The organism is Serratia sp. 121840015-1 (assembly GCF_053627655.1).
This window is the reverse complement of the sequence record NZ_JBSEYF010000001.1, coordinates 2,282,588-2,305,568: the sequence shown is the minus strand read 5'-3', so window position 1 is coordinate 2,305,568 and position 22,981 is coordinate 2,282,588. Positions and strand designations below refer to the sequence as shown.

17 protein-coding genes are annotated in these 22,981 nt (G+C 61.5%); 7 read left to right on the top strand and 10 right to left on the bottom strand.

The genetic code is table 11. The features are described from left to right. Positions 1-141: 141 nt before the first annotated feature. On the bottom strand, positions 142-1,038 hold the full coding sequence (locus ACUXAC_RS11205; RefSeq protein ID WP_004928363.1) for a lysine exporter LysO family protein: 897 nt from the start codon (positions 1,036-1,038) through the stop codon (positions 142-144). A gap of 187 nt (positions 1,039-1,225) precedes the next feature. Between ACUXAC_RS11205 and ACUXAC_RS11200 the strand changes: the two genes are divergently transcribed. After that, positions 1,226-2,884 (top strand): ATP-dependent endonuclease, encoded by a 1,659-nt coding sequence (locus tag ACUXAC_RS11200; protein ID WP_454266662.1) that lies wholly within the window; start codon positions 1,226-1,228, stop codon positions 2,882-2,884. Between the two features lie 14 nt (positions 2,885-2,898). Here ACUXAC_RS11200 and ACUXAC_RS11195 read toward each other — a convergent pair whose 3' ends face one another. Further along, complete coding sequence (locus tag ACUXAC_RS11195) at positions 2,899-3,852, bottom strand: VirK/YbjX family protein (RefSeq protein WP_141969789.1); 954 nt, start codon at positions 3,850-3,852, stop codon at positions 2,899-2,901. Positions 3,853-4,047: 195 nt separating this feature from the next. Between ACUXAC_RS11195 and macA the strand changes: the two genes are divergently transcribed. Both macA and macB read left to right on the top strand, forming a co-directional pair. Continuing rightward, positions 4,048-5,163, top strand: a complete 1,116-nt coding sequence (gene macA, locus ACUXAC_RS11190; RefSeq protein ID WP_141969787.1) for a macrolide transporter subunit MacA — start codon at positions 4,048-4,050, stop codon at positions 5,161-5,163. Beyond that, positions 5,163-7,109 (top strand): macrolide ABC transporter ATP-binding protein/permease MacB, encoded by a 1,947-nt coding sequence (gene macB, locus ACUXAC_RS11185; protein WP_454266661.1) that lies wholly within the window; start codon positions 5,163-5,165, stop codon positions 7,107-7,109. Before macA ends, macB begins: the two co-directional genes overlap by 1 nt. An 87-nt stretch (positions 7,110-7,196) precedes the next feature. Here macB and cspD read toward each other — a convergent pair whose 3' ends face one another. Beyond that, complete coding sequence (gene cspD, locus ACUXAC_RS11180; protein WP_004928349.1) at positions 7,197-7,418, bottom strand: cold shock-like protein CspD; 222 nt, start codon at positions 7,416-7,418, stop codon at positions 7,197-7,199. Positions 7,419-7,773: 355 nt separating this feature from the next. On the opposite strand from cspD, the gene clpS reads away from it, so the two are divergent. Beyond that, positions 7,774-8,094 carry an ATP-dependent Clp protease adapter ClpS gene (gene clpS, locus ACUXAC_RS11175; RefSeq protein WP_004928347.1) on the top strand — a complete coding sequence of 107 codons (321 nt, stop codon included), beginning with the start codon at positions 7,774-7,776 and terminating at the stop codon, positions 8,092-8,094. A gap of 27 nt (positions 8,095-8,121) precedes the next feature. Next, entirely contained in the window at positions 8,122-10,401 is a 2,280-nt protein-coding gene (clpA, locus tag ACUXAC_RS11170; RefSeq protein WP_025302261.1) for an ATP-dependent Clp protease ATP-binding subunit ClpA, read from the top strand. A 205-nt stretch (positions 10,402-10,606) separates the two neighbouring features. Here clpA and infA read toward each other — a convergent pair whose 3' ends face one another. From infA to trxB, 7 genes are all read right to left on the bottom strand, one after another. After that, the gene (infA, locus tag ACUXAC_RS11165) at positions 10,607-10,825 is read right to left on the bottom strand and encodes a translation initiation factor IF-1 (protein WP_002211347.1); all 219 of its coding nucleotides are present in this window, start codon (positions 10,823-10,825) and stop codon (positions 10,607-10,609) included. 105 nt (positions 10,826-10,930) lie between these two features. Next, on the bottom strand, positions 10,931-11,656 hold the full coding sequence (gene aat, locus ACUXAC_RS11160) for a leucyl/phenylalanyl-tRNA--protein transferase (RefSeq protein WP_454266660.1): 726 nt from the start codon (positions 11,654-11,656) through the stop codon (positions 10,931-10,933). 29 nt (positions 11,657-11,685) lie between these two features. Continuing rightward, on the bottom strand, positions 11,686-13,425 hold the full coding sequence (gene cydC, locus ACUXAC_RS11155) for a heme ABC transporter ATP-binding protein/permease CydC (protein ID WP_308381389.1): 1,740 nt from the start codon (positions 13,423-13,425) through the stop codon (positions 11,686-11,688). Between the two features lie 2 nt (positions 13,426-13,427). Then, the gene (cydD, locus tag ACUXAC_RS11150) at positions 13,428-15,194 is read right to left on the bottom strand and encodes a heme ABC transporter permease/ATP-binding protein CydD (RefSeq protein ID WP_060440290.1); all 1,767 of its coding nucleotides are present in this window, start codon (positions 15,192-15,194) and stop codon (positions 13,428-13,430) included. A 175-nt stretch (positions 15,195-15,369) separates the two neighbouring features. Further along, complete coding sequence (gene gstA / locus ACUXAC_RS11145) at positions 15,370-15,987, bottom strand: glutathione transferase GstA (protein ID WP_454266659.1); 618 nt, start codon at positions 15,985-15,987, stop codon at positions 15,370-15,372. Positions 15,988-16,080: 93 nt separating this feature from the next. Next, entirely contained in the window at positions 16,081-16,968 is an 888-nt protein-coding gene (locus ACUXAC_RS11140; protein WP_100396495.1) for a LysR family transcriptional regulator, read from the bottom strand. 75 nt (positions 16,969-17,043) lie between these two features. Further along, the gene (trxB, locus tag ACUXAC_RS11135; protein ID WP_100396496.1) at positions 17,044-18,015 is read right to left on the bottom strand and encodes a thioredoxin-disulfide reductase; all 972 of its coding nucleotides are present in this window, start codon (positions 18,013-18,015) and stop codon (positions 17,044-17,046) included. 654 nt (positions 18,016-18,669) lie between these two features. Here trxB and lrp point away from each other — a divergent pair. Together lrp and ACUXAC_RS11125 are read left to right on the top strand one after the other, a co-directional pair. Continuing rightward, entirely contained in the window at positions 18,670-19,164 is a 495-nt protein-coding gene (gene lrp, locus ACUXAC_RS11130; protein ID WP_004928318.1) for a leucine-responsive transcriptional regulator Lrp, read from the top strand. A 120-nt stretch (positions 19,165-19,284) separates the two neighbouring features. Beyond that, positions 19,285-22,968 carry a DNA translocase FtsK 4TM domain-containing protein gene (locus tag ACUXAC_RS11125; protein ID WP_454266658.1) on the top strand — a complete coding sequence of 1,228 codons (3,684 nt, stop codon included), beginning with the start codon at positions 19,285-19,287 and terminating at the stop codon, positions 22,966-22,968. The last annotated feature ends 13 nt before the right edge of the window (positions 22,969-22,981 follow it).

Below are 22,981 nucleotides of genomic sequence, written 5' to 3'. Positions count from 1 at the left end.
TTGTTTAAAAGCATAGATCGGCGATCGAGGTTGCAAAAGGCTTTTGTGCGACTACTGCGGGCAAGTTTGATTTAGCGCAATTTTGCCGTGCGGATGGGAATTATTACGCTTTGGGGGCCGGCCGGCCCCCAGGGAAAAGGATCAGGAGAACAGGGCGATCAGCACCGGCGCCAGCAGGCTCAGCAGGAAGCCGTGTACGATGGCGGGCGGCACCATGTCCAGCCCGCCGCTGCGCTGCAGCACCGGCAGGGTGAAGTCCATCGAGGTGGCGCCGCACAGGCCGAGGGCGGTGGAACGGCTGCGGCGCACCAGCGTCGGGATCAGCATGATCGCCACCAGCTCGCGCGCCAGATCGTTGAAGAATGCGGCGCTGCCCATCACCGGGCCGTAGGCGTCGGTAATCAGAATACCCGATAGCGAATACCAGCCGAAGCCGGAGGCCATCGCCAGCCCGGCCTTGACCGGCAGCCCCAGCAGCTGAGCCGCCAGCGCGCCGCCGGCCAGCGACGCGACGGTCACCACCAGCGCCACCAGCGTGCCGCGGCGGTTGAGCACGATCTGGCGCAGCGTCATGCCGCTGTTACGCAGCTGAATGCCGACCAGCAACAGCAGGAAGATCAGCGCATATTCGCTGCCTTTATGGGCGAACTGCAGCCATTGCCACTGCGTCAGGCCGAGCAGGAAGCCGCCGAGCACCACGCCGCACAGCTTGAGCGACTCCAGCGCCATGTGCACGCGTGAAGGCAACTTTTCCTGTTTATGGCTGCTGCGCCACGGCATGCGCCGCTCCAGCAGCGCCAGCAACAGCAGGTTGGCGCAGAGAATACAGAAGAAGAACACCGCGCTGTACTGGAAGATCAGCACCAGGTTGCTGCTGAGATCCTCCATAAACGCCAGGCTGATACCCATGAAAAACAGGATCACGTACACCATCCAGCTGAGCAGCCGGTTGATCAGCACCAGCAGTGGGCGATGGCGTAAGGGAATGAGGTAACCGACAATCAGCGGTAACAGAATAATCAACAGTCCTGAATACATGGTGCAGCTTGTGTCCTTGAGTTTTGAAACGCGCCGAACGGCGGCGAGGAGCACACGCTAACCAAAAGCCCGGCCGGAGTAAAGCGGCAGATTTGACGTTGGCCGCTTGACCTGCAAGGGGTTTTTTGACCATGCTCTGTGAAGGTCACCTCATTGAAGAGGCGACGGCGCGCACGGGAGGCGGCGGATGTTCTTGGAGCGTATCGAAATTGTAGGTTTTCGCGGCATTAACCGGCTGTCCCTGATGCTGGACGACAACACGCTGTTGCTCGGTGAAAACGCCTGGGGTAAATCCAGCTTGCTGGATGCGCTGACGCTGTTGCTGGCGCCGGAGCAGAAGCTGTACCGGTTTGAAGCGCACGATTTCCATTTCCCCCCCGGTGAAGAGTCGGCCAAAGAGCGCCACCTGCAGGTGGTGTTCACCTTCTGCGAAAAAGACATCGGCCATGCGCACCTGCCGCGCTATCGCCACCTGACGCCGCTGTGGGTAAAGGGCGAAGATGGCCTGAGCCGCATTCATTACCGCTGCGAGGGCGAGCTGGAAGACGACGGCACGGTGTGCACCTGGCGCGGTTTTCTCGACGCAGACGGCAATGCCTTTCAACTGCACCATATCGAACAGCTGGCGCACGCCATCATCCGCAACCACCCGGTACTGCGCCTGCGCGACGCGCGCTTTATTCGCCGCCTGCGCCCCAGCAGCCTCGGGGATGAACGCAAACCCGATACCCAAGCGCTGGCGCAGCAGTTGGATCAGCTGACGCGCGAGCTGGTGCGCAATCCGCAGAAGCTGACCAACGGCGAGCTGCGTCAGGGGCTGGCGGCCATGCAGCAGTTGCTGGAGCACTACTTCGCCGAGCAGAGTTCGCAGGTGGCGCGGCCGCGCCGTCGCGGCGGCGAACCGGAGCAGGATGCCTGGCGTGCGCTGGATGGCATCAACCGCATGGTGGCCGAACCGAATAGCCGCAGCATGCGTCTGATCCTGCTGGGGATGTTTTCCACCCTGTTGCAGGCCAAGGGCGACGTCAAGCTGGATCCCCATGCCCGGCCGCTGCTGCTGGTGGAGGACCCGGAAACTCGCCTGCACCCGATCATGCTGTCGGTGGCCTGGGGGCTGCTCAATCAGCTGCCATTGCAGCGCATCACCACCACCAACTCCAGCGAACTGGTGTCGCTGGTGCCGGTGGAGCACGTGTGCCGGCTGGTGCGTGAGTCGGGGCGGGTCGCAACCTATCGTCTCGGGCCGCGCGGGCTGAGCGCCGAAGACGGACGGCGTATCGCGTTTCATATCCGTTTCAATCGGCCGTCGTCGCTGTTCGCCCGCTGCTGGCTGCTGGTGGAAGGCGAGACCGAAGTGTGGCTGCTGAACGAGCTGGCGCGCCAATGCGGCTACCATTTTGAGGCGGAAGGGGTGAGGGTCATCGAATTCGCCCAGTGCGGCCTGAAGCCGCTGTTGCGCTTCGCTCGCCGCATGGGCATCGAGTGGCATGCGCTGGTGGACGGCGATGAGGCGGGTAAAAAATACGCCAACACCGTACGCAGCCTGCTGGACAATCATGAAGACAACGAACGCGATCGGCTGACCGCGCTGCCGGCGCCGGACATGGAGCACTTCATGTTCCGCGAAGGGTTCGGCCCGGTCTATCACCGGATGGCGTCGGTGCCGCTCAACGCGCAGATGCCGGTGCGCAAGGTGATCCTGAAAGCGGTTCATCACTCGTCGAAGCCGGATCTGGCGATCGAGGTCGCGATGCAGGCCGGCGAATGGGGCACGGATTCGGTGCCGCCGCTGCTGAAGAAAATGTTCTCACGGGTGATCTGGCTGGCGCGCGGCCGGGCGGACTGACGGCCCGCCGGGCGTTATCGGGCGCAGAAATGCGCCGCCAATCCCTGTTCCAGCTCGTCCAGCAGCTGATAACGGCGGCGATACTCGGCGCGCTTCTTGCTGGCAATCTCTTCGATCGGCTTGCGGGCGATACGTTCGGGCAGCAGGAAATAGCCGCTGTCGAGCGGTTTGGCGCCCATCGACAGCCAGAACTGATCGTAATCGGCGTGCAGCTTGTCCTTCTTCTTACTCTGGTAACGCCAGTTTTGATAGATATGGGTGGCGTTGCCGACCGCCACGACCTGGCGAATGCCGAGGTGCCGCGCCAGCGTGCAGATGCCTTCCAGCACCAGCCGTTTAGGGAACAGGCCGTGGCACTCTTTGGTGGTGTGCTGGATCTCTGCGTGCGGCACCTCATGGTTGGCGCCCTGCAGGCCGCCGATGAACAGCGTCGGCTGCTGCTGATAATGCATCAGCGCAAAGGTGATCTCCGCCAGCATCACGCCGTTGGCGTTGCGCAGCAGCAGCGTGGCTTCCCCTTCCTTATTCAGCTTGTCGATCGCCGCCAGTTCCAGCGTGATCGGCGCTTCGTTCTTGCCCATTGCGCTGGCCAACACGAAAGATTGCGGGCCGAGGTGGCCGAGGCGCATCTTCAGCGGCATGCGCTGTACGATAAGATCGTAATGATCGCGCAGGGCGAACAGGCATTCGATCTTGCTCATGTTGGCCGCCAGGTAGGGGCGATGCAGTTTGCACGGCAGGTTCGGCTGCGCGCTCAGGATCTCTTCCAGCAGCGGGTTGCTGGCCAGGGTGTTGAGCAGGCCGCTGGTGGTGCGCCAGTTGAGCAGCGAACGGCCGAGAAACTTCAGGCGAAACGAGGTTTTTTTCCAGGCATTGCTCGGCGCCATTTCGCCATTGATCAGCGCCGTCATCAGTTGCCAGCCGTTAAGCGACTGGGCGGAGGCGAGTGGGTAGCTGAGCTGTGACATGATGAAATCCTTGGCTTGTGTTGAATGGCGCTATTTCATCAAGGCTTCACTAAACGGGAGTTCAATGCCGAACTGTAACCAAGCGTGTCTCCACATTGTGTTGAGCTAAGGTTTAGTTATTCCCTACGTTGCATGCTAATTTAGCTCCGCCGCCGCAAGGGGCGGCCGATATTCACAAGCACAGGCAGGTCAATTTTGACAGGGTTTAAAGGACATAAACGCCGCTGGATACTCGTTCTGGCGGTCATTGCGGCGATTGCCGCGGCGGCCGTTTGGCACTTTCGCCATCCGGCGCCAACCGATTTCAAAACGGTGAAAGCCAGCAAACGCGATCTGCAGCAGAACGTGTTGGCGACCGGCCAGCTGGACGCGGTGCGCAAGGTCGACGTCGGCGCGCAGGTTAGCGGGCAGTTGGAAAAGCTGTATGTCGAGATCGGCGACAAGGTGAAAAAAGGCCAGTTGCTGGGGGTTATCGATCCGCAACAGGCACAGAACAGCATTCGCGAAGGCGAGGCGACGCTGCGCGAACTGCATGCGCAACTGCTGCAGGCACAGGCCGAGCAGCAATTGGCGGCTGTCACGCTGCAGCGCAACCAGGCGTTGGCCAAACTGCAGGCGGTATCGCGTCAGGATCTGGATCAGGCGGCGACGCAGCTGGCGGTGAAGAAAGCGCAGGTGGGCACCATCAATGCGCAGATCGCCCGGAACCAGGCCAGCCTGGATACCGCCAAGATCAACCTGGCCTATACCCGCATCGAAGCGCCGATGGATGGCGACGTGGTGCAGATCACCACGCTGCAGGGCCAGACGGTGATCGCGGCGCAGCAGGCACCGAACATTCTGACGTTGGCGGATCTTGGCACCATGCTGGTGAAGGCCCAGGTATCGGAGGCCGACGTCATTAACCTCAAGCCGGGTCAAAAGGCCTGGTTCACGGTGCTGGGCGATCCGACCCGGCGCTTCGACGGCGTGCTGAAAGACATTCAGCCGACGCCGGAAAAGGTCAACAACGCCATCTTCTATTATGCGCGTTTCGAAGTGCCCAACCCGGAAAGGCTGTTGCGCTTGCAAATGACGGCGCAGGTGCATATTCAGCTGGCCGGCGTCGAGCAGGCGCTGGTGATCCCACTGGCGGCGCTGGGCGATCAGATCGCCGACAATCGTTACCATGTCTCGGTGCTGAAACAGGGCAAGGAAGAGAAGCGCGAGGTGGCTATCGGCCTGCGCAACAATATCGACGTGCAGATCCTCAGCGGCCTCGAGGCGGGCGATGAGGTGATCGTCAGCCGTGGCGGCGTGGAGGCCGGCTGATGGCGGCGTTGTTGCAGCTGAGCGGCATTCGCCGCAGCTACCGCTCCGGCGAGCAGACGGTGGAGGTGCTGAAGGGGATCAGCCTGAGCATCGCCGCCGGTGAAATGGTGGCGATCATGGGGGCCTCCGGCTCCGGCAAATCGACGCTGATGAACATTCTCGGCTGTCTGGACAAGCCGAGCGCCGGCGTGTATCGGGTGGCCGGGCAGGATGTGGCGACGCTGAGCGACGATGCGCTGGCGCAGCTGCGGCGTGAGCATTTCGGCTTTATCTTTCAGCGCTATCATCTGCTGCCGCACCTGAGCGCGGCGCACAACGTCGAAGTGCCGGCGGTGTACGCGGGGCTGGGAAAAGCGGCGCGGCGCGAACGGGCGGAGGCGCTGTTGCGGCGCCTGGGGCTGGGGGAGCGCGTCAACTACCGGCCGAGCCAGCTTTCCGGCGGGCAGCAGCAGCGGGTCAGCATCGCCCGCGCGCTGATGAACGGCGGGCAGGTGATCCTGGCGGATGAACCGACCGGCGCGCTCGACAGCCATTCCGGCGAAGAGGTGATGGCGATCCTCAAACAGCTGTGCGCCCAAGGCCACACGGTGATTCTGGTGACTCACGATCCGGCGGTAGCGCGCCAGGCTGAGCGCATTATCGAGATCCGCGACGGTGAGATTATCGCCGATTCGCGTCCGGCACCGCAGGAGAATGCGCAGGCCGAGCCGCTGGCGCTGGCCGCCGCGGCGGCTTCCTGGCGGCAGGTGGGGGGCCGCTTCCGCGAAGCGCTGGTCATGGCCTGGCGCGCGATGGCGGCCAACAAGATGCGCACCGCGCTGACCATGCTCGGTATCATTATCGGCATCGCCTCGGTGGTATCGATCCTGGTGATCGGCGACGCCGCCAAGCAGATGGTGCTGGCGGACATCAAATCCATCGGCACCAACACCATCGACATCTATCCCGGCAAGGATTTCGGCGACGACGATCCGACCTACCGGCAATCGTTGAAATACGGCGATCTTGATGCGTTGCGCGAACAGCCTTACATCAGCGCGCTGTCGCCGAGCATCAGCAGCAGCATGCGGCTGCGGCTGGGCAACATCGATGCGGCGGCCAACGTCAACGGCGTCAGCGAGCAGTTCTTCCGCGTGTTCGGCATGAGCTTTACCCAGGGCGTCGGCATCGATCCGCTGCAGGTGCAGTCTCAGGCGCAGACGGTGGTGATCGACGCCAATACCCAACGGCGGTTGTTCCCGCACCAGAAGAACGTGGTGGGCGAGGTGATCCTGGTGGGTAACATGCCGGCGACGGTGGTCGGCGTGGCCAAGGAGAAGCAGTCGATGTTCGGCAGCAGCAAGACGCTGAACGTATGGGTGCCTTACAGCACCATGGCCAACCGGCTGATGGGCAACAATTATTTCGACTCGATCACCGTGCGCATCCGCGACGGCTACGACAGTAAGGAAGCGGAACAGCAGCTGTCGCGCCTGTTGACGCTGCGCCATGGCAAGAAGGACTTCTTCACCTATAACATGGACAGCCTGGTGCAAACCGCCGAGAAAACCACCCGCACGCTGCAGCTGTTCCTGACGCTGGTAGCGGTGATTTCGCTGGTGGTCGGTGGCATCGGGGTGATGAACATCATGCTGGTGTCGGTGACCGAACGCACGCGCGAGATCGGCATTCGCATGGCGGTGGGCGCACGTTCCGGCGACGTGTTGCAGCAGTTTCTGATCGAGGCGGTATTGGTTTGTCTGGTGGGGGGGGCGCTGGGGATTGCGCTGTCGTTTGCCATCGGGCTGGCGGTGCAGCTGGTGTTGCCGGGCTGGCAGATCAGCTTCCCGCCGGCGGCGTTGCTGAGCGCGTTCCTCTGTTCCACCGGCATCGGCGTGTTGTTCGGCTATCTGCCGGCGCGCAATGCCGCGCGGCTGAATCCTATCGATGCGCTGGCGCGCGAGTAAGTAAAAGGCATAAAAAATGCCAGTCACACGGCGGCTGGCATTTTTATCGCAGTCATGGTCAGTGCAGCGCGACGCTGCCGGAAGCGTTTAGGACAGCGCCTCGCTTTCCACCGGCACAATAAGACTGGCATGGTTCCCTTTAGGCCCTTGATGCACGTCGAAGCTGACCTGCTGGCCCGCCTTCAACGTTCTGTAACCATCCATCTTGATGGTGGAATAATGCGCGAAAATATCTTCGCCACCGCCGGCTGGGCAGATGAAGCCAAACCCTTTGGCGTTGTTAAACCATTTAACAGTACCCGTCTCCATGCTTTTACATCCCTCGCAACGCTATTTTAAGTGAGATGAATAACTGATTTCGCACTCGCCGTGGGCGAGTAGCAGGGTGGGCAAGGGGTGGTTAAAAGACCACCAGCCACGAATTTACACTCTAGAGCAAATGATCGGGGCGTCAAGCGATCGGCTTTTGTCGGCGGGGAGCAGTTCACCAAAGTTTGAAGCAGGTAACGCTATTGCCACGATTCAGTCACAATTGGCCCGTTTTTTTGCGCACGTTACAGTGCGGCGGGACGATGCCGAAGATGATAAAATAGTAACTATCCCCACTTTGAATAACCGAAACCTGTCCCCATATAAGAGGGCAGAGCAGAGAAGATGAGCAGCGATGGGCAATAACAACGACTGGCTAAACTTTGAACACTTGGCCGAAGAAAAACAAATCGATGCGGTAAAACCGCCGTCTATGTATAAAGTTATACTTAACAACGACGATTACACACCGATGGAATTTGTGATTGACGTTCTGCAAAAGTTCTTTTCTTATGATATTGAACGCGCAACGCAACTGATGCTCACGGTCCACTATCAAGGCAAGGCGATCTGTGGTGTTTTTACCGCCGAGGTGGCGGAAACCAAAGTCGTCCATGTGAACCGGTACGCAAGGGAGAACGAGCATCCGTTGCTTTGTACGCTGGAAAAAGCCTGAATAAGGCAATCTATTGGGGAGGTGCTTATGCTCAATCAAGAACTGGAACTCAGTCTCAACATGGCTTTCGCCAGGGCGCGTGAGCACAGACACGAGTTTATGACCGTGGAGCACCTGTTGCTGGCGTTGCTGAGCAACCCTGCCGCGCGAGAAGCGCTTGAGGCATGTACGGTGGATCTGGCCGCGTTGCGCCAGGAGCTGGAAGCCTTCATCGAACAAACCACACCGACGCTGCCCGCCGGCGAAGAAGAGCGCGACACTCAGCCGACGCTCAGCTTCCAGCGCGTGCTGCAGCGCGCGGTCTTCCATGTGCAATCTTCCGGCCGCAGCGAAGTGTCCGGCGCCAACGTGTTGGTGGCCATCTTCAGCGAGCAGGAATCGCAGGCGGCCTATCTGCTGCGCAAACACGACGTCAGCCGTCTCGACGTGGTGAACTTCATTTCACATGGCACGCGTAAAGACGAGCCGGGCCAAGCGCCGAATGCGGAAAACCCGGTGAACGAAGAGCAGTCCGGAGGGGAAGACCGTATGGAAAACTTCACCACCAACCTCAATCAGTTGGCCCGTGTGGGCGGCATCGATCCGTTGATCGGCCGCGATCGTGAGCTGGAGCGCGCGATTCAGGTGCTGTGCCGCCGTCGTAAAAACAACCCGCTGCTGGTCGGCGAATCCGGCGTCGGCAAGACCGCCATCGCCGAAGGGCTGGCCTGGCGTATCGTGCAGGGCGACGTGCCGGAAGTGATGGCGGACTGCACGCTGTATTCGCTGGATATCGGCTCACTGCTGGCCGGCACCAAATACCGCGGCGACTTCGAGAAGCGCTTCAAAGCGCTGCTCAAGCAGCTGGAGCAGGATCAGAACAGCATCCTGTTCATCGATGAAATTCACACCATCATCGGCGCCGGCGCGGCTTCCGGTGGGCAGGTGGATGCCGCCAACCTGATCAAACCGCTGCTGTCGAGCGGAAAAATCCGGGTGATCGGCTCGACCACCTACCAGGAGTTCAGCAACATCTTCGAAAAGGATCGCGCTCTGGCGCGCCGTTTCCAGAAGATCGATATCACCGAGCCGACGGCGGAAGAGACCGTTCAGATCATCAACGGCCTGAAGACCAAGTATGAAGCGCACCACGACGTGCGTTATACCGCCAAGGCGATCCGCGCCGCGGTGGAGCTGTCGGTGAAATACATCAACGATCGTCATCTGCCGGACAAGGCGATCGACGTGATCGACGAGGCGGGCGCCCGCAGCCGGTTGATGCCGGCCAGCAAGCGCAAGAAAACCGTCAACGTGGCCGATATCGAATCCGTGGTGGCGCGCATCGCTCGCATCCCGGAGAAAACCGTGTCGGCCAGCGATCGCGACGTGCTGAGAAACCTGGGCGATCGCTTGAAGATGCTGGTGTTCGGCCAGGATCAGGCGATCGAAGCGTTGACGGAAGCCATCAAGATGAGCCGCGCCGGTCTGGGCCACGAGCGCAAGCCGGTCGGTTCCTTCCTGTTCGCCGGGCCGACCGGGGTCGGGAAAACCGAGGTCACCGTACAGTTGGCCAAGGCGATGGATATCGAGCTGCTGCGTTTCGACATGTCCGAGTACATGGAGCGGCATACCGTCAGCCGTCTGATCGGCGCGCCTCCGGGCTATGTCGGTTACGATCAGGGCGGGCTGCTGACCGATGCGGTGATCAAGCATCCGCATGCGGTGGTGCTGCTCGATGAGATCGAGAAGGCGCATCCGGACGTGTTCAACCTGCTGCTGCAGGTGATGGACAACGGGACGCTGACCGACAACAACGGCCGCAAGGCGGACTTCCGCAACGTGATCCTGGTGATGACCACCAACGCCGGGGTGCGGGAAACCGAACGCAAATCGATCGGCCTGGTGCAGCAGGACAACAGCACCGACGCGATGGAAGAGATCAAGAAGGTGTTTACGCCGGAGTTCCGCAACCGTCTGGACAACATCATCTGGTTCAACCATCTGTCTACCGAGGTGATCCAGCAGGTGGTCGACAAGTTCATCGTCGAACTGCAGGCGCAGCTGGATGCGAAGGGCGTCTCGCTGGAAGTGAGCGACGAAGCGCGCGACTGGCTGTCGGTGAAGGGCTACGACCGTGCGATGGGGGCTCGCCCGATGGCGCGCGTCATGCAGGAGAACCTGAAGAAACCGTTGGCCAACGAACTGCTGTTCGGCTCGCTGGTGGACGGCGGTTCCGTGAAGGTCGAGTTGGACAAGGACAAGAAACAGCTGACCTATCACTTCCTCAGCGCCGCCAAACGCAAGGCGGACGAGGGCGCGGTGCACTAAGGCCGCCTTCAGGCAAAGAAAAAGCGATGCTTCGGCATCGCTTTTTTTATGGGTGAGATTCACCGTACAACAGAAACGAGTGAGCCCTCTCAGTTTACCTGCGCACCTGCAACCCGTTGTGTAACGTCGCTGCGGGGGTAAACGGAAAGGGCTCCCGAGGGATTACATCCTCGATGCCGCCAGCGTGTGGCGCGCGGTGAGCCGATTAACGGCTACGGAAGACAATGCGGCCTTTGCTCAGGTCGTACGGGGTCAGCTCTACAGTGACTTTGTCGCCCGTCAGGATGCGGATATAGTTTTTACGCATTTTACCGGAGATGTGTGCGGTTACCACGTGCCCGTTTTCCAATTCAACGCGGAACATGGTGTTCGGCAGCGTATCAAGAACGGTGCCCTGCATTTCAATATTGTCTTCTTTGGCCATCGAATCCTCTAGGTCTAACTACCTTAGTTTTTAACCGGCAAGATAATGCCGAAAAACCCCCATTATGTAAAGATGTGTCGGTGAACATTGCACCGTTTCCACCAATTAGTTTACTGGAGAGGGCGGTTCAGCCGGCTGTGGGGATATGACTTGCGGCGCCCAGCACGCCGGCGCCAAAGGCCGCCGTTGAAGGGTGCTGAGCTGCTGCAAAAATTGACGGCGCGGAATTTCACGCGCGCCAAGGCGGGCAGTGTGAGCGTTCAGCACCTGGCAGTCAATCAATTCCCCGCCATAAGCGGCAAAATGGCGGCAAAAGGCCATCAATGCGCATTTTGAGGCGTTGGTGACGCGGCTGAACATCGATTCGCCGCAGAACAACGCGCCCTGCGCCACGCCGTACATGCCGCCGACCAGTTGATCATCCTGCCACACCTCCACCGAGTGCGCATAGCCGAGGCGGTGCAGATGCTGATAGGCGCGCTGTACCTCCGGGCCGATCCAGGTGCCTTCATCCGGCCGGTGGGCGCAGGCGGCGATCACCGAGGCGAAGTCGTGATTGAGCGTGATGTGAAACGGATCGTGACGCAAAAAGCGTTTCAGGCTGCGGTTGAGATGAAACTCTGTCGGGAACAGCACCGCACGCGGATCGGGTGACCACCACAGAATCGCTTCCCCCGGCGAGTACCAGGGGAAGATGCCGCGCTCGTAGGCCGCCAGCAGCCGCGGCGCCGTCAGGTCGCCGCCGATAGCCAGCAGGCCGTTAGGGTCGCGCAGGGCGCCCTCAGGCGAGGGAAACGCCAGCGACTGGGGGGAAAGTTTAACGATGCGCATACAGGCTCTCTGCGTCCTCTACGGGCCGATTACGGCGCCAGGTTGCTGATACGGTTGCGAAAGCGGGCATAGCGGCCCTGCCGGCGCATCAGGGTGGCGTGATCGCCCTGTTCGACAATCCGGCCGTCGTCCATCACGCAAATGCGGTCGAGATGTTCCAGGCCGTACAGACGGTGCGTCACCAGGATCAGCGTTTTGCCCTGACAATGCCGGCGCAGCAGCGCCAGGATCTGCTGCTCGGTTTCGGCGTCCAGCCCTTCGGTCGGTTCGTCGAGCAGCAGCAGCGGGGCTGGGTGCAGCAGCGCGCGGGCGATGCCCAGACGGCGCTGTTCGCCGCCGGAGAGCTGCCGGCCGCCTTCGCCGAGCCAGGCGTTCAGCCCGCCGTCGCTGCCCAGCAATTTGCCGAGCCCCACCTGCTGCAGCACGTCACTCAGGCGAGCATCGTCGGCGTCCGGCGCAGCCAGCCGCAGGTTTTCCCGCAGCGTATCGCTGAAGATATGCACCCGCTGGCTGACGACCGTGGTCATTCGACGCAGCGTGGTTTCATCATATTCCTCCAGCGGTTCGCCGTTGAGCAGAATGTTGCCGCCGTCGGTGCGCCAGGCGCGGGTCAGCAGCTGCAGCAGGGTGGACTTGCCGCAGCCGGTGCGGCCGAGCAAGGCAATGTGTTCGCCGGCCGCCACCTCGAGCGTGACGTCGCGCAGCACCGGCTGCGGCTGGTCGGGGTAGGTGAAACTCAGCTGCCGCAGGCTAAGCTGAGCCCGATCGGCGGCGGCCGGGCCGGCCGCCGGGAAGGTGACCTCCGGCTGACGATCGATGATCTGTTTGACCCGCGTTGCGGAGGCGATCACCTGGCCGAGGTGCTGGAAGGCACCGGCGACCGGCATCAGCGCTTCGAACGACGCCAGCGCGGCGAAGACAAACAGCGCGATCAGCGCGCCGGGCTGGGTATCGCCGCCGATGCCTGCGGCGGTCAGCCACAGCAGCAGCGTCACCGTCAGCCCGCTGGCGAGGATCATCAACGCCTGCGCCTTGCCGCTCAGCGAGGCCTGCTGCCACTGGCGGCGTTGCCACCGCTGTTCGGTGGCGTTCAGCGTCTGGCGGAAATCGTTGACGGCACCGAATACCACCAGCTCTGCCTGCCCCTGTAGCCAGGCGGTCAGGTCGGTACGGTATTGGCCGCGCAGCGCGGTGAGTTGGCCGCCGATCGGTTTGCCGGCGCGATAGAACACCGGCGGCACCAACAGCAACAGCAGCAACAGAATGCCGCCCAGCGTCAGGGCGAGCGCAGGATCGAGCCAGCTCAGGCCATAGGTGACCACCAGGATCACCACCGCTGCGCTGATCAGCGGCGAGATCACCCGCAGATAAAGATGATCCAGCGTGTCCACGTCCGCCACCAGGCGATTGAGCAGATCGGCCTGGCGGAAACGGGCGATGCCGCCCGGCGTCAGCGGCAGGATCTTGCTGAAGGTGAATACCCGCAGATGCGACAGCACGCGGAAGGTGGCGTCGTGGCTGACGACGCGCTCGGCGTAGCGCCCGGCGGTGCGGAAGATCGCCGCGCCGCGCACGCCGGCGGCCGGCAGCATGTAGTTGAAGGTCAACAGGCCCGCCAATCCGGCCAGCGACGAGGCGGCCAGGAACCAGCCGGAGAGCGCCAGCAGGCCGATGCTGGCCAGCAGAGTGACGATCGCTAAAAGGATGCCCAGGCTAATCAGCAGGCTATGGCGGCGATACAACGCTAAAAACGGCAGCAAAACGCGCATGATTAAAGCTCCCCGCGGCGATGGGCGATCAGAGTGGCAAACAGGCCCGGCTGGGCGCTGAGGGTGGCGTAATCGCCCTGTTGCACGATGCGCCCGTTATCCATCACCCAAATCTGATCGTAGTCTTCGGTGTCTTCCAACTGGTGCGTTACCAGCAGGGTGGTTTGCTGATGCGAAGCGGCATTCAACGCCTGCATCACCCGCTGTTCGCTGTGGGCATCGAGGCTGGCGGCCGGTTCATCCAGCAGCAGCAGGCGGCGCGGACCGATCAGCGCCCGGGCGACCGCCACGCGCTGCGCCTGGCCGACCGACAGGCGAGCGGCGTTGTCGCCCACTTCGGTGTCGAGCCCCTGCGGCAGATAAGGGAGCAGTTCGCTGACGTAGGCGAGTTCCACCGCCTGCTGCAGCTGCGCTTCGTCGGCCTGCGGGCAGCCCAGCAGAATATTGGCGCGCAGGGTTTGCGCCGGCAGATGCGGGTTCTGGCCGACCCAGCTCAGCTGCTGGCGCCAGGTTTCGGCGGACAGTTCACGCAGCTCAATGCCGTTGACGGTCAACGACCCGCGATAGGGCAGGAAGCCGAGCAGCAGATTCAGCAGCGAGCTTTTACCGGCGCCGCTCAGCCCGACCAGCGCCACGCGCTGCTGCGGTTGCAGGGTGAAGCTCAGCGGCCCGGCCAGCAGTACGCCGTTCGGCGACAGGATTTCCAACGCGTTCGCCTGCAGCGTCAGCGGTTGATCGGCGGGCAGTTGCCGCGTGCCGTTGCCCATCTGCTCGCCTTCGGCGCTGAGGAAGGTTTCCAGCGCTTCCGCCGCGCCGATCGCCTGCGCTTTGGCATGGTAGAAGGTGCCGAGATCGCGCAGCGGTTGGAAAAACTCCGGTGCCAGAATCAACACCAGAAAACCGGAAAACAGCGTCACGCCGAGGCCGTAGCTGCCGAAGTTGAGTTCACCGAGGTAGGAAAAGCCGAAGTACACCGCCACCACGGCGATGGAGATCGAGGCGAAGAACTCCAGCACGCCGGAAGAGAGGAAGGCCAGGCGCAGCACTTCCATGGTGCGGCTGCGGAAGTCTTCGGAGGATTTGGCGATCTGCGCGGTTTCGGCCTGCGCGCGGTCGAACAGCCGCAGGGTGTCCAGGCCGCGCAGGCGGTCGAGGAAGTTGCCGCTCAAGCGCGCCAGCGCCACGAAGTTGCGGCGGTTGGCGTCGGCGGCTCCCATGCCGACCAGCGCCATAAACAGCGGGATCAGCGGCGCGGTTGCCAGCAGAATGATGCCCGCGGCCCAATTGATCGGGAAGACGGCGATCAAAATCAGCAGCGGGATGAAAACCGCCAGATACATCTGCGGCAGATAGCGCGAGTAATAGTCCTGCATATCCTCGATCTGTTCGACGATGATGCTGGCCCAGCTGCCCGCCGGTTTGCCCTGGATCCAGGCCGGGCCGAGCTGCTGCAGCTTATCCAGCACCTGTTGGCGCATGCGCTGGCGGATCACCTGCCCACACAGGAAACCAATCCGTTCCCGCAGCCAGCTTAACAGCGCCCGCAGCGCGAACGCGGCGGCCAGCCAGATAAACGAAGGGATCAGCTGTTCGCGCGGGGTATGTTCGATGATCAGGGCGTGCAGCAGGCTGGCCAGCAGCCAGGCCTGCGCCACGATCAGCAGGCCGCTGAACAGCCCCAACAGCATGGAAAGGCGCAGCCAACGCTGCGCTAACGAACTCTGGGTTTTAAGCCAACGGGTTAACTGTTGCTGTCTGGTTTTTTTCATCAGATATGCGTCTGCATCGCCGGCGCCCGTTTGTTACGGGCTGGGTTAACGTACTGTTAAATAATAGTGTTTGGCGCAATCGGCGGCAAACAAGCGAGGTCCCATGTTACCTCGTCACCCGGCAGACTGAAAATAATAAAGCGGCCAAATGTGGCTATAACAGACGCGTTACCGACTATTTGACTTCCTCACTCGCGGCCTCGGCTTCCAGAGCGGCGCACACCGACGCTCGCTCTGCGATCCGCGCCACATAATGCTGGAGCGGCGGCCACTCGCTCAGCGAAATCTCGAAGCGCGCCATCCAGCGCAACACGGTAAATAGATAAGCGTCTGCGACGCTGAAATGCGTTCCCAGCAGATAAGTTTGTGGTGCCAAAGCTTGCGCGATATAACCCAATCGCCGCCTCAACTTGTCGCGCAGCAACGCCTTGGCGCCGTCGGGCAGGGCGTCATTGAATAAAGGGGCGGCGCCGGCATGGATCTCGCTGGTGATGAAATTAAGCCATTCCTGCAGCCGTACCCGCTCAAAGGCCGTCGGTGGCGGCGCCAGCCGGCGCTCTGGGCGCAGGTCGGCGAGGTATTGAACGATAGCGGAGCCTTCGGTGATCACATTGCCATCGCCCAGTTGCAGGGCGGCGACGTAACCTTTGGGGTTGATGCGATAGAAATCCTCACCGTCGGCGCAGCGCTTGCTGCGATTGTTCACCCTGATCAGGGTGAAGGGGAGCGCTAATTCGCGCAGGACGATATGTGGGGCAAGCGAGCAGGCATCGGGAGCAAAATACAGCTTCATGCTATTTCCTTGTGGGTCAATGAGAACGCTTGCCACAGCATGCCGACGCGGGCACCGGCGGGAAAATGGAAATTTCAGAAAGCCGCTATTAGCTCAGCGACTGGCCAGAGTTTGCTCCTGTTCTCGCAGGTAACTCAGCAGGGTTTGGACGGGGAGCCGGGCCGCCGCCTCGGATGAGCACGCGAGGCCGAAACGGCGATAAATCGGCGCAACGAGCGGCAGAGCGCAAACCCCAAGCGCGTCGGGCGGGATCACGGACGCGGGCATCAGCGCGACGCCCGTGCCTTCCCTGACCAGCGTCAATGCCGTTTGCCAATCGCTGACGGTGGCGCGGATATCGGCCAGCGCCAGGCCCGACTGCTGCGCCAAGCTTTGCGCATTGAGATCGCACCCGCCGGTCGCCAGGATAAAAGGCAGCCGGAACAGGGCATCCAGCGCCACCGGCCGCCGCGCTCGCGCCAGCGGATGCGCGCTGGGCACGACCGCCAGCCAGGCATCCTCTCCCAAAGGGAAGCACTGCCGCTCCGGCGCCGGATTGAGCACCACGCCGATGTCTGCCGCTGCCGATGTTAACCAGCTCTCCACTTCGTGATCGGTGCCCTCGAGCGTAATCAGCTCAATGTCGGGGTACAGACGGCGAAATTTGCGCAGCAGCGGCGGCAACAGCTTGCTGAATGCCGACGGGAAACTGGCCAGGCGTATTTTGCCCGCGTGTGCGTTGCCGGCTTGTTGCGCACACTGCTGAATGGCTCGCAGTGCTTCCAACATCGTGCGGGCATGGGTGACGATCTGTAGGCCGCTTTGGGTCAAGACGACATTGTGCGGTTGGCGAACCAAAAGCCGGGTGCTCAGCATTGTCTCCAGTTGAGCGATGGCCTGGCTGGCGGCAGACTGCGTCATACCGCAGAGCGCGGCAGCCTGAGTGATGGTGCCGCTGTCGGCGACGGCAACCAGCAGGCGCCAGTGAAGAAGATTATGCATCGGCGTGCATCCTCTTGAGGAGCGAAGACAAAAAAAGCGGCTCGAGAGCCGCTTTTTGCTGGTGGCGAGAAAGTCTTAGCAGACTTCTGCGCCGGCGATGCCGTCCAGGTAACGCTCTGCGTCCAGCGCCGCCATACAGCCGGTGCCGGCGGAGGTGATCGCCTGGCGGTAAATGTGATCCATCACGTCGCCTGCGGCGAAAACGCCGGGGATGGTGGTTTGGGTCGCATTGCCGTGAATGCCGGACTGCACCTTGATGTAGCCGTTTTCCAGCTCCAGCTGGCCGCCGAAGATGCCGGTGTTCGGGCTGTGGCCGATGGCGATGAACACGCCGGCCAGTTCCAGTTCGCGGGTTTCGTTTTCCGCTTTGGTACTGCGGATACGCACGCCGGTCACGCCCATTTCATCGCCCAGCACTTCGTCCAGCGTATGGTCGGTGTGCAGCACGATGTTGCCGCTTTTCACTTTTTCCATCAGCCGGTTGATCAGGATCTTCTCCGAACGGAAGCTGTCGCGGCGGTGGATCAGGTGAACCTCGGCGGCGATATTGGACAGGTACAGCGCTTCTTCAACGGCGGTGTTGCCGCCGCCGACCACGGCGACTTTCTGGTTGCGGTAGAAGAAACCGTCGCAGGTCGCACAGGCGGAAACGCCTTTGCCCTTGAACGCGTCTTCGGAAGGCAGGCCAAGGTAGCGGGCGGAGGCGCCGGTCGCAATGATCAGCGCGTCGCAGCTGTATTCACCGCTGTCGCCGAACAGGCGGAACGGACGCTGCTGCAGATCGACGCTGTTGATGTGATCGAAGACGATTTCAGTCTGGAACTTCTCCGCATGCTCGCGCATGCGCTCCATCAGCGCCGGGCCGGTCAGGCCTTCGGCGTCGCCCGGCCAGTTTTCCACTTCGGTGGTGGTGGTCAGCTGGCCGCCTTGTTCCATACCGGTGATCAGCACCGGGCTCAGGTTGGCGCGCGCCGCGTAAACGGCGGCGGTGTAACCGGCCGGGCCGGAGCCCAGAATCAGTAATTTGCTATGTTTAGCCGTGCCCATGAATAACCTCTTTATTCCACAATGGCGGACAATGGAACCGATTGTAGGGAAAATGGCGCAGTAAAAAAAGCGCCGGGCGATGTTGTTAACGATTTGTATGATAGTTGTCGCCTATTAATGCACCTGCTGTCGGCAAATCGTACGCTGAACGCAGAAATTTACCTTATCAAAGCCGCATTCGGCCGCCGAATCGCCAACCGCGCAAAAACGGCGCATTCTGCGACTTCAGCCGCTCCCTGCCGGGGTTTATCTGCCAGCGATTCATAACCAAAAATGGGATGCAGACTTTTCGTGACGGTACGTTGTTCTGATTTTGCTTCTTTTACTTTGACAATCCGCTGCGCATTTGCGAAAACATCATAGGAAGAAGAAATTATCCCCGTAACACCAGCAAATCGTACGTATTTGCGCCGCGAGGCGGCAATGCGCGGTGGATGTGCGGAGCAGGGCGCGCAAGCGTTTGCAGATTTTTTCTCGACCTAAACGTCGTTACCGGCGTCGCGCGGGGTTGGACAGACAGGCTGCGCGGCGTGGAATGATGGTAGTGAAGAAGCATATGACAGGCATCGGGTCTTCGCTTGGAACGAACCCTTACACATTGACGTTGGCTAGGGTGTGGCAAGTGCACGGAAGAAAATAAGAGAGACAATAATAATGGCAGACAACAAGAAACGCCCGGGTAAAGATCTTGACCGTATCGACCGCAACATCCTGAATGAGCTACAGAAGGATGGGCGTATTTCGAACGTCGAGCTTTCGAAGCGCGTGGGGTTATCCCCGACACCATGTTTAGAACGCGTGCGCCGTCTCGAGCGCCAGGGTTTCATTCATGGCTATACCGCATTGCTCAACCCGCATTATCTGGATGCGTCCCTGCTGGTTTTCGTGGAGATCACGCTGAACCGCGGCGCGCCGGATGTGTTTGAGCAATTCAACTCGGCAGTGCAGAAGCTTGAAGAAATTCAGGAGTGTCATCTGGTTTCCGGCGATTTCGACTACCTGTTGAAAACCCGCGTACCGGACATGTCGGCTTACCGCAAACTGTTGGGTGAAACCTTGCTGCGTTTGCCGGGGGTCAACGACACCCGTACCTACGTAGTGATGGAAGAAGTGAAACAGAGTAACCGTCTGGTTATCAAAACACGGTAAGGTGCAGGTGCAAAACCTGATTAAATTGGTTACACTCCTGTTTATTCATACAGTTTCGGCGCCGGGGAAGCTTCTCGGCGCTGTTGCTATGTCAGCTAACAGGAACCTGGAGAGCCTTTCTTGAGCCAGGAATATACAGAAGATAAAGAAGTTACCCTGAAAAGACTCAGCAGTGGCCGGCGTTTGCTGGAAGCTGTGCTTATTGTGGTAGCGATTTTTGCCGTTTACCTCATGGCTGCGCTGGTCAGCTTCAACCCGTCTGACCCAAGCTGGTCACAGACCGCATGGCATGAGCCGATTCACAATTTGGGCGGCGGTGTTGGGGCCTGGTTGGCCGACACGCTGTTCTTCACCTTCGGGGTGCTCGCCTACGCGATACCGCCGATCATGCTGGTCCTGTGCTGGGCGGCCTATCGCCAGCGCGGCAACAGAGACTACATCGACTATTTCGCGCTCTCCCTGCGCCTGATCGGCACCCTGGCGTTAGTGCTTACCTCCTGTGGGTTGGCGGCGCTGAACGTTGACGATCTCTATTACTTCGCTTCCGGCGGCGTGATCGGCAGCCTGCTGAGCAACGCCATGTTGCCGTGGTTCAACGGCATCGGCGCCACGCTGGCGCTGCTGTGCGTGTGGGCGGCGGGGCTGACGCTGTTTACCGGCTGGTCCTGGCTGGTGATCGCCGAGAAGATCGGCGGTGCTGTGCTGGGCGTCGCGACGGTGATGACCAACCGCTCACGCCGCGAAGAGCGCTATTTCGAGGATGACGAACGTTACGTTGACGACGAGCCTGAGCAGGCAGGGAAGGGCGCCGCAGCCGCGGTTGCCGCGACCGCCGCCGGAGCCGCGGTTGCCGCGACCGCCGCCGGAGCCGCGGCCGCCGATGACGACGTGCTGTTCTCCGCGCCTTCGGTCACCGAAAGCGCCAAAGAGGCGGCGGAAGACGCCGCCGATCCGTTGCTCAGCGGCCTGCGAGCCGATGATGGTGAGGTTGAAGCCGACGCCGCGCCAATCGCGCCGGCGGCTTCGCCTGCACCGGCGGTGACGGCAGAGATCCACGAGCCCGTTGCTGCACCGATCGCCACACAGGCGCCGTCGGTAACGGTGGCGCCGGCCGCGCCGACCTCGGTCAATCAGCACCCGGTGAGCGCCCCGGCGCAAGACGCCACGCCGCCGCTGTATTCCTTCGAAATCCCGGAAGAAACGCCTGCGCCTAAGGCGACGCGTCCCGTCGATCCTTATCGGGACGACGATGAGCCGCGCCTGGGTAATTGGCAAGAGCCGGCTGCGCCGCAGCCGCCGGCGCGTTCTCCCTTTGATTTTACTGCCGCGCAGCGCGACAGTGCCGACGTCAGCGGAGCGGGTGGTTTCAGCGCCACCGGCGCCAAGCCACAGCTGGATACGGCAGCCGCTGCCGCTGCGGGCGCCGCAGCGGCGACCTTCATGCCGGCTTTCACGGCCACCAGCGACGGCAATCCGCAGGTTAAACAGGGCATCGGCCCTGAGCTGCCTCGGCCGAATCCGGTACGTATTCCGACGCGCCGCGAGCTGGCTTCTTACGGCATCAAGCTGCCTTCGCAGCGTGCGGCCGAGCAGGAACAGCGCCAGGCCGAGGCGGAGCCTCAGCAGCCGACGGCGGTGAGCCCGCAGGAAGAAGAGGCGCTGCAGGAAGCTGCGCTGCGTCAGGCGTTTGCCGAGCAGCAAAGCCAACGCTACGGCGAAAGCTACGCGCCGGAGCAAGATGACGAGAGCGCCCTGCAGGAAGCTGAGCTGAGCAAGGCGTTTGCCGAACAGCAGAGCCAACGTTACGGCGAAGGTTATCAACAGAACGACGAAGAGGCGCTGCAAGAGGCCGCGCTGCGCCAGGCATTCGCCGAGCAGCAGCAGGCGCGCTACGGCCAGCAAGAACCGGCCCCGCAGGCGCCGGCTGCCAGCCCGGTCGATACCCGCAATGCTTTCAGCTTCTCGCCGATGGCGGATTTAGTGGACGATGGCCCGAGCGAGCCGATGTTCACGCTGTCCCCGCAGCTTGAAGAGCGCATTGAACAGCAAAGCGAGCAAGAGGACGACGTGCCGTTCGGCCAGTTTGAGCCTGCGGCGCCGGTTGCCCAACCTCAGCAACCGCACTCGCAGCCTCAACAGTACCAACAGCCGCAGCAACAGCAACAGCAGTATCAACAGCCGTCGCAGCCGCAATATCAGCAGCCGCAGCAACCGGTGCAGCAGCCGCCTCAGCAAACTCAGGCCGAGCAACATCCGGCGATGGACAGCTTGATTCACCCGTTCCTGATGCGTAACGATCAGCCGCTGCAGAAGCCGACCACGCCGCTGCCGACGCTGGATCTGCTGACCGAAGCGCCGAAAGAGGTGGAGCCGGTCGACTCCTTCGCGCTGGAACAGAAGGCGCGCCTGGTGGAGGCCAGCCTGGCCGATTACCGCGTGAAAGCCGATGTGGTGGACATCCTGCCGGGGCCGGTCATCACCCGCTTCGAGCTGGATCTGGCGCCGGGCGTTAAAGCGGCGCGTATTTCCAACCTGTCGCGCGATCTGGCGCGCTCGCTGTCGACTTCGGCGGTGCGCGTGGTGGAAGTGATCCCCGGCAAGCCTTACGTCGGTCTGGAGCTGCCGAATGCCAAGCGGCAGACGGTGTACCTGCGCGAAGTGCTGGATTGCCCGGCCTTCCGTGACAACCCGTCGCCGCTGTCCATCGTATTGGGTAAGGACATCTCCGGCGAGCCGGTGGTGGCCGATCTGGGTAAAATGCCGCACTTGCTGGTCGCCGGTACCACCGGTTCCGGTAAGTCGGTCGGGGTCAACGCCATGATCCTGAGCATCCTGTATAAAGCCACGCCGAAAGAAGTGCGCTTTATCATGATCGACCCGAAAATGCTGGAGCTGTCGGTTTACGAAGGCATTCCGCACCTGTTGACCGATGTGGTCACCGACATGAAAGACGCCGCCAATGCGCTGCGTTGGTGCGTGGGTGAAATGGAACGCCGCTACAAGCTGATGTCTGCCCTGGGCGTGCGTAACCTGGCTGGCTACAACGAGCGAGTCGATCAGGCCGAAGCGATGGGGCGCCCGATCCCGGATCCGTTCTGGAAGCCGACCGACAGCATGGACATCACGCCGCCGGTATTGGAGAAAGAGCCGTACATCGTAGTGATGGTCGACGAATTCGCCGATCTGATCATGACGGTCGGCAAGAAGGTCGAAGAGTTGATCGCTCGCCTGGCGCAGAAAGCGCGTGCGGCGGGTATCCACCTGGTGCTGGCGACCCAGCGTCCGTCGGTGGATGTGATCACGGGTCTTATCAAGGCCAACATCCCGACGCGTATCGCCTTTACCGTGTCGAGCAAAATCGACTCCCGCACCATCCTCGATCAGGGGGGCGCCGAGTCCTTGCTGGGTATGGGTGACATGCTCTATCTGGCGCCGAACTCCTCGATTCCGGTGCGCGTACATGGCGCATTCGTGCGCGATCAGGAAGTGCACGCGGTGGTCAAGGATTGGAAAGCGCGCGAGCGGCCCCAATATAAAGAGGGCATTCTTAGCGGCGGCGAAGACGGCGAGGGCGGTGCCGGCGGCGGTATGGACGGTGACGAAGAGCTGGATCCGTTGTTTGACCAGGCGGTGGATTTCGTGGTGGATAAACGCCGTGCCTCCATCTCCGGCGTGCAGCGCCAGTTCCGCATCGGTTATAACCGCGCGGCGCGCATCATCGAACAGATGGAAGCGCAGGGCATCGTCAGCGAGCAGGGGCACAACGGCAACCGCGAGGTGCTGGCGCCGCCTCGGCACGATTGATGGTCGTTTAGCC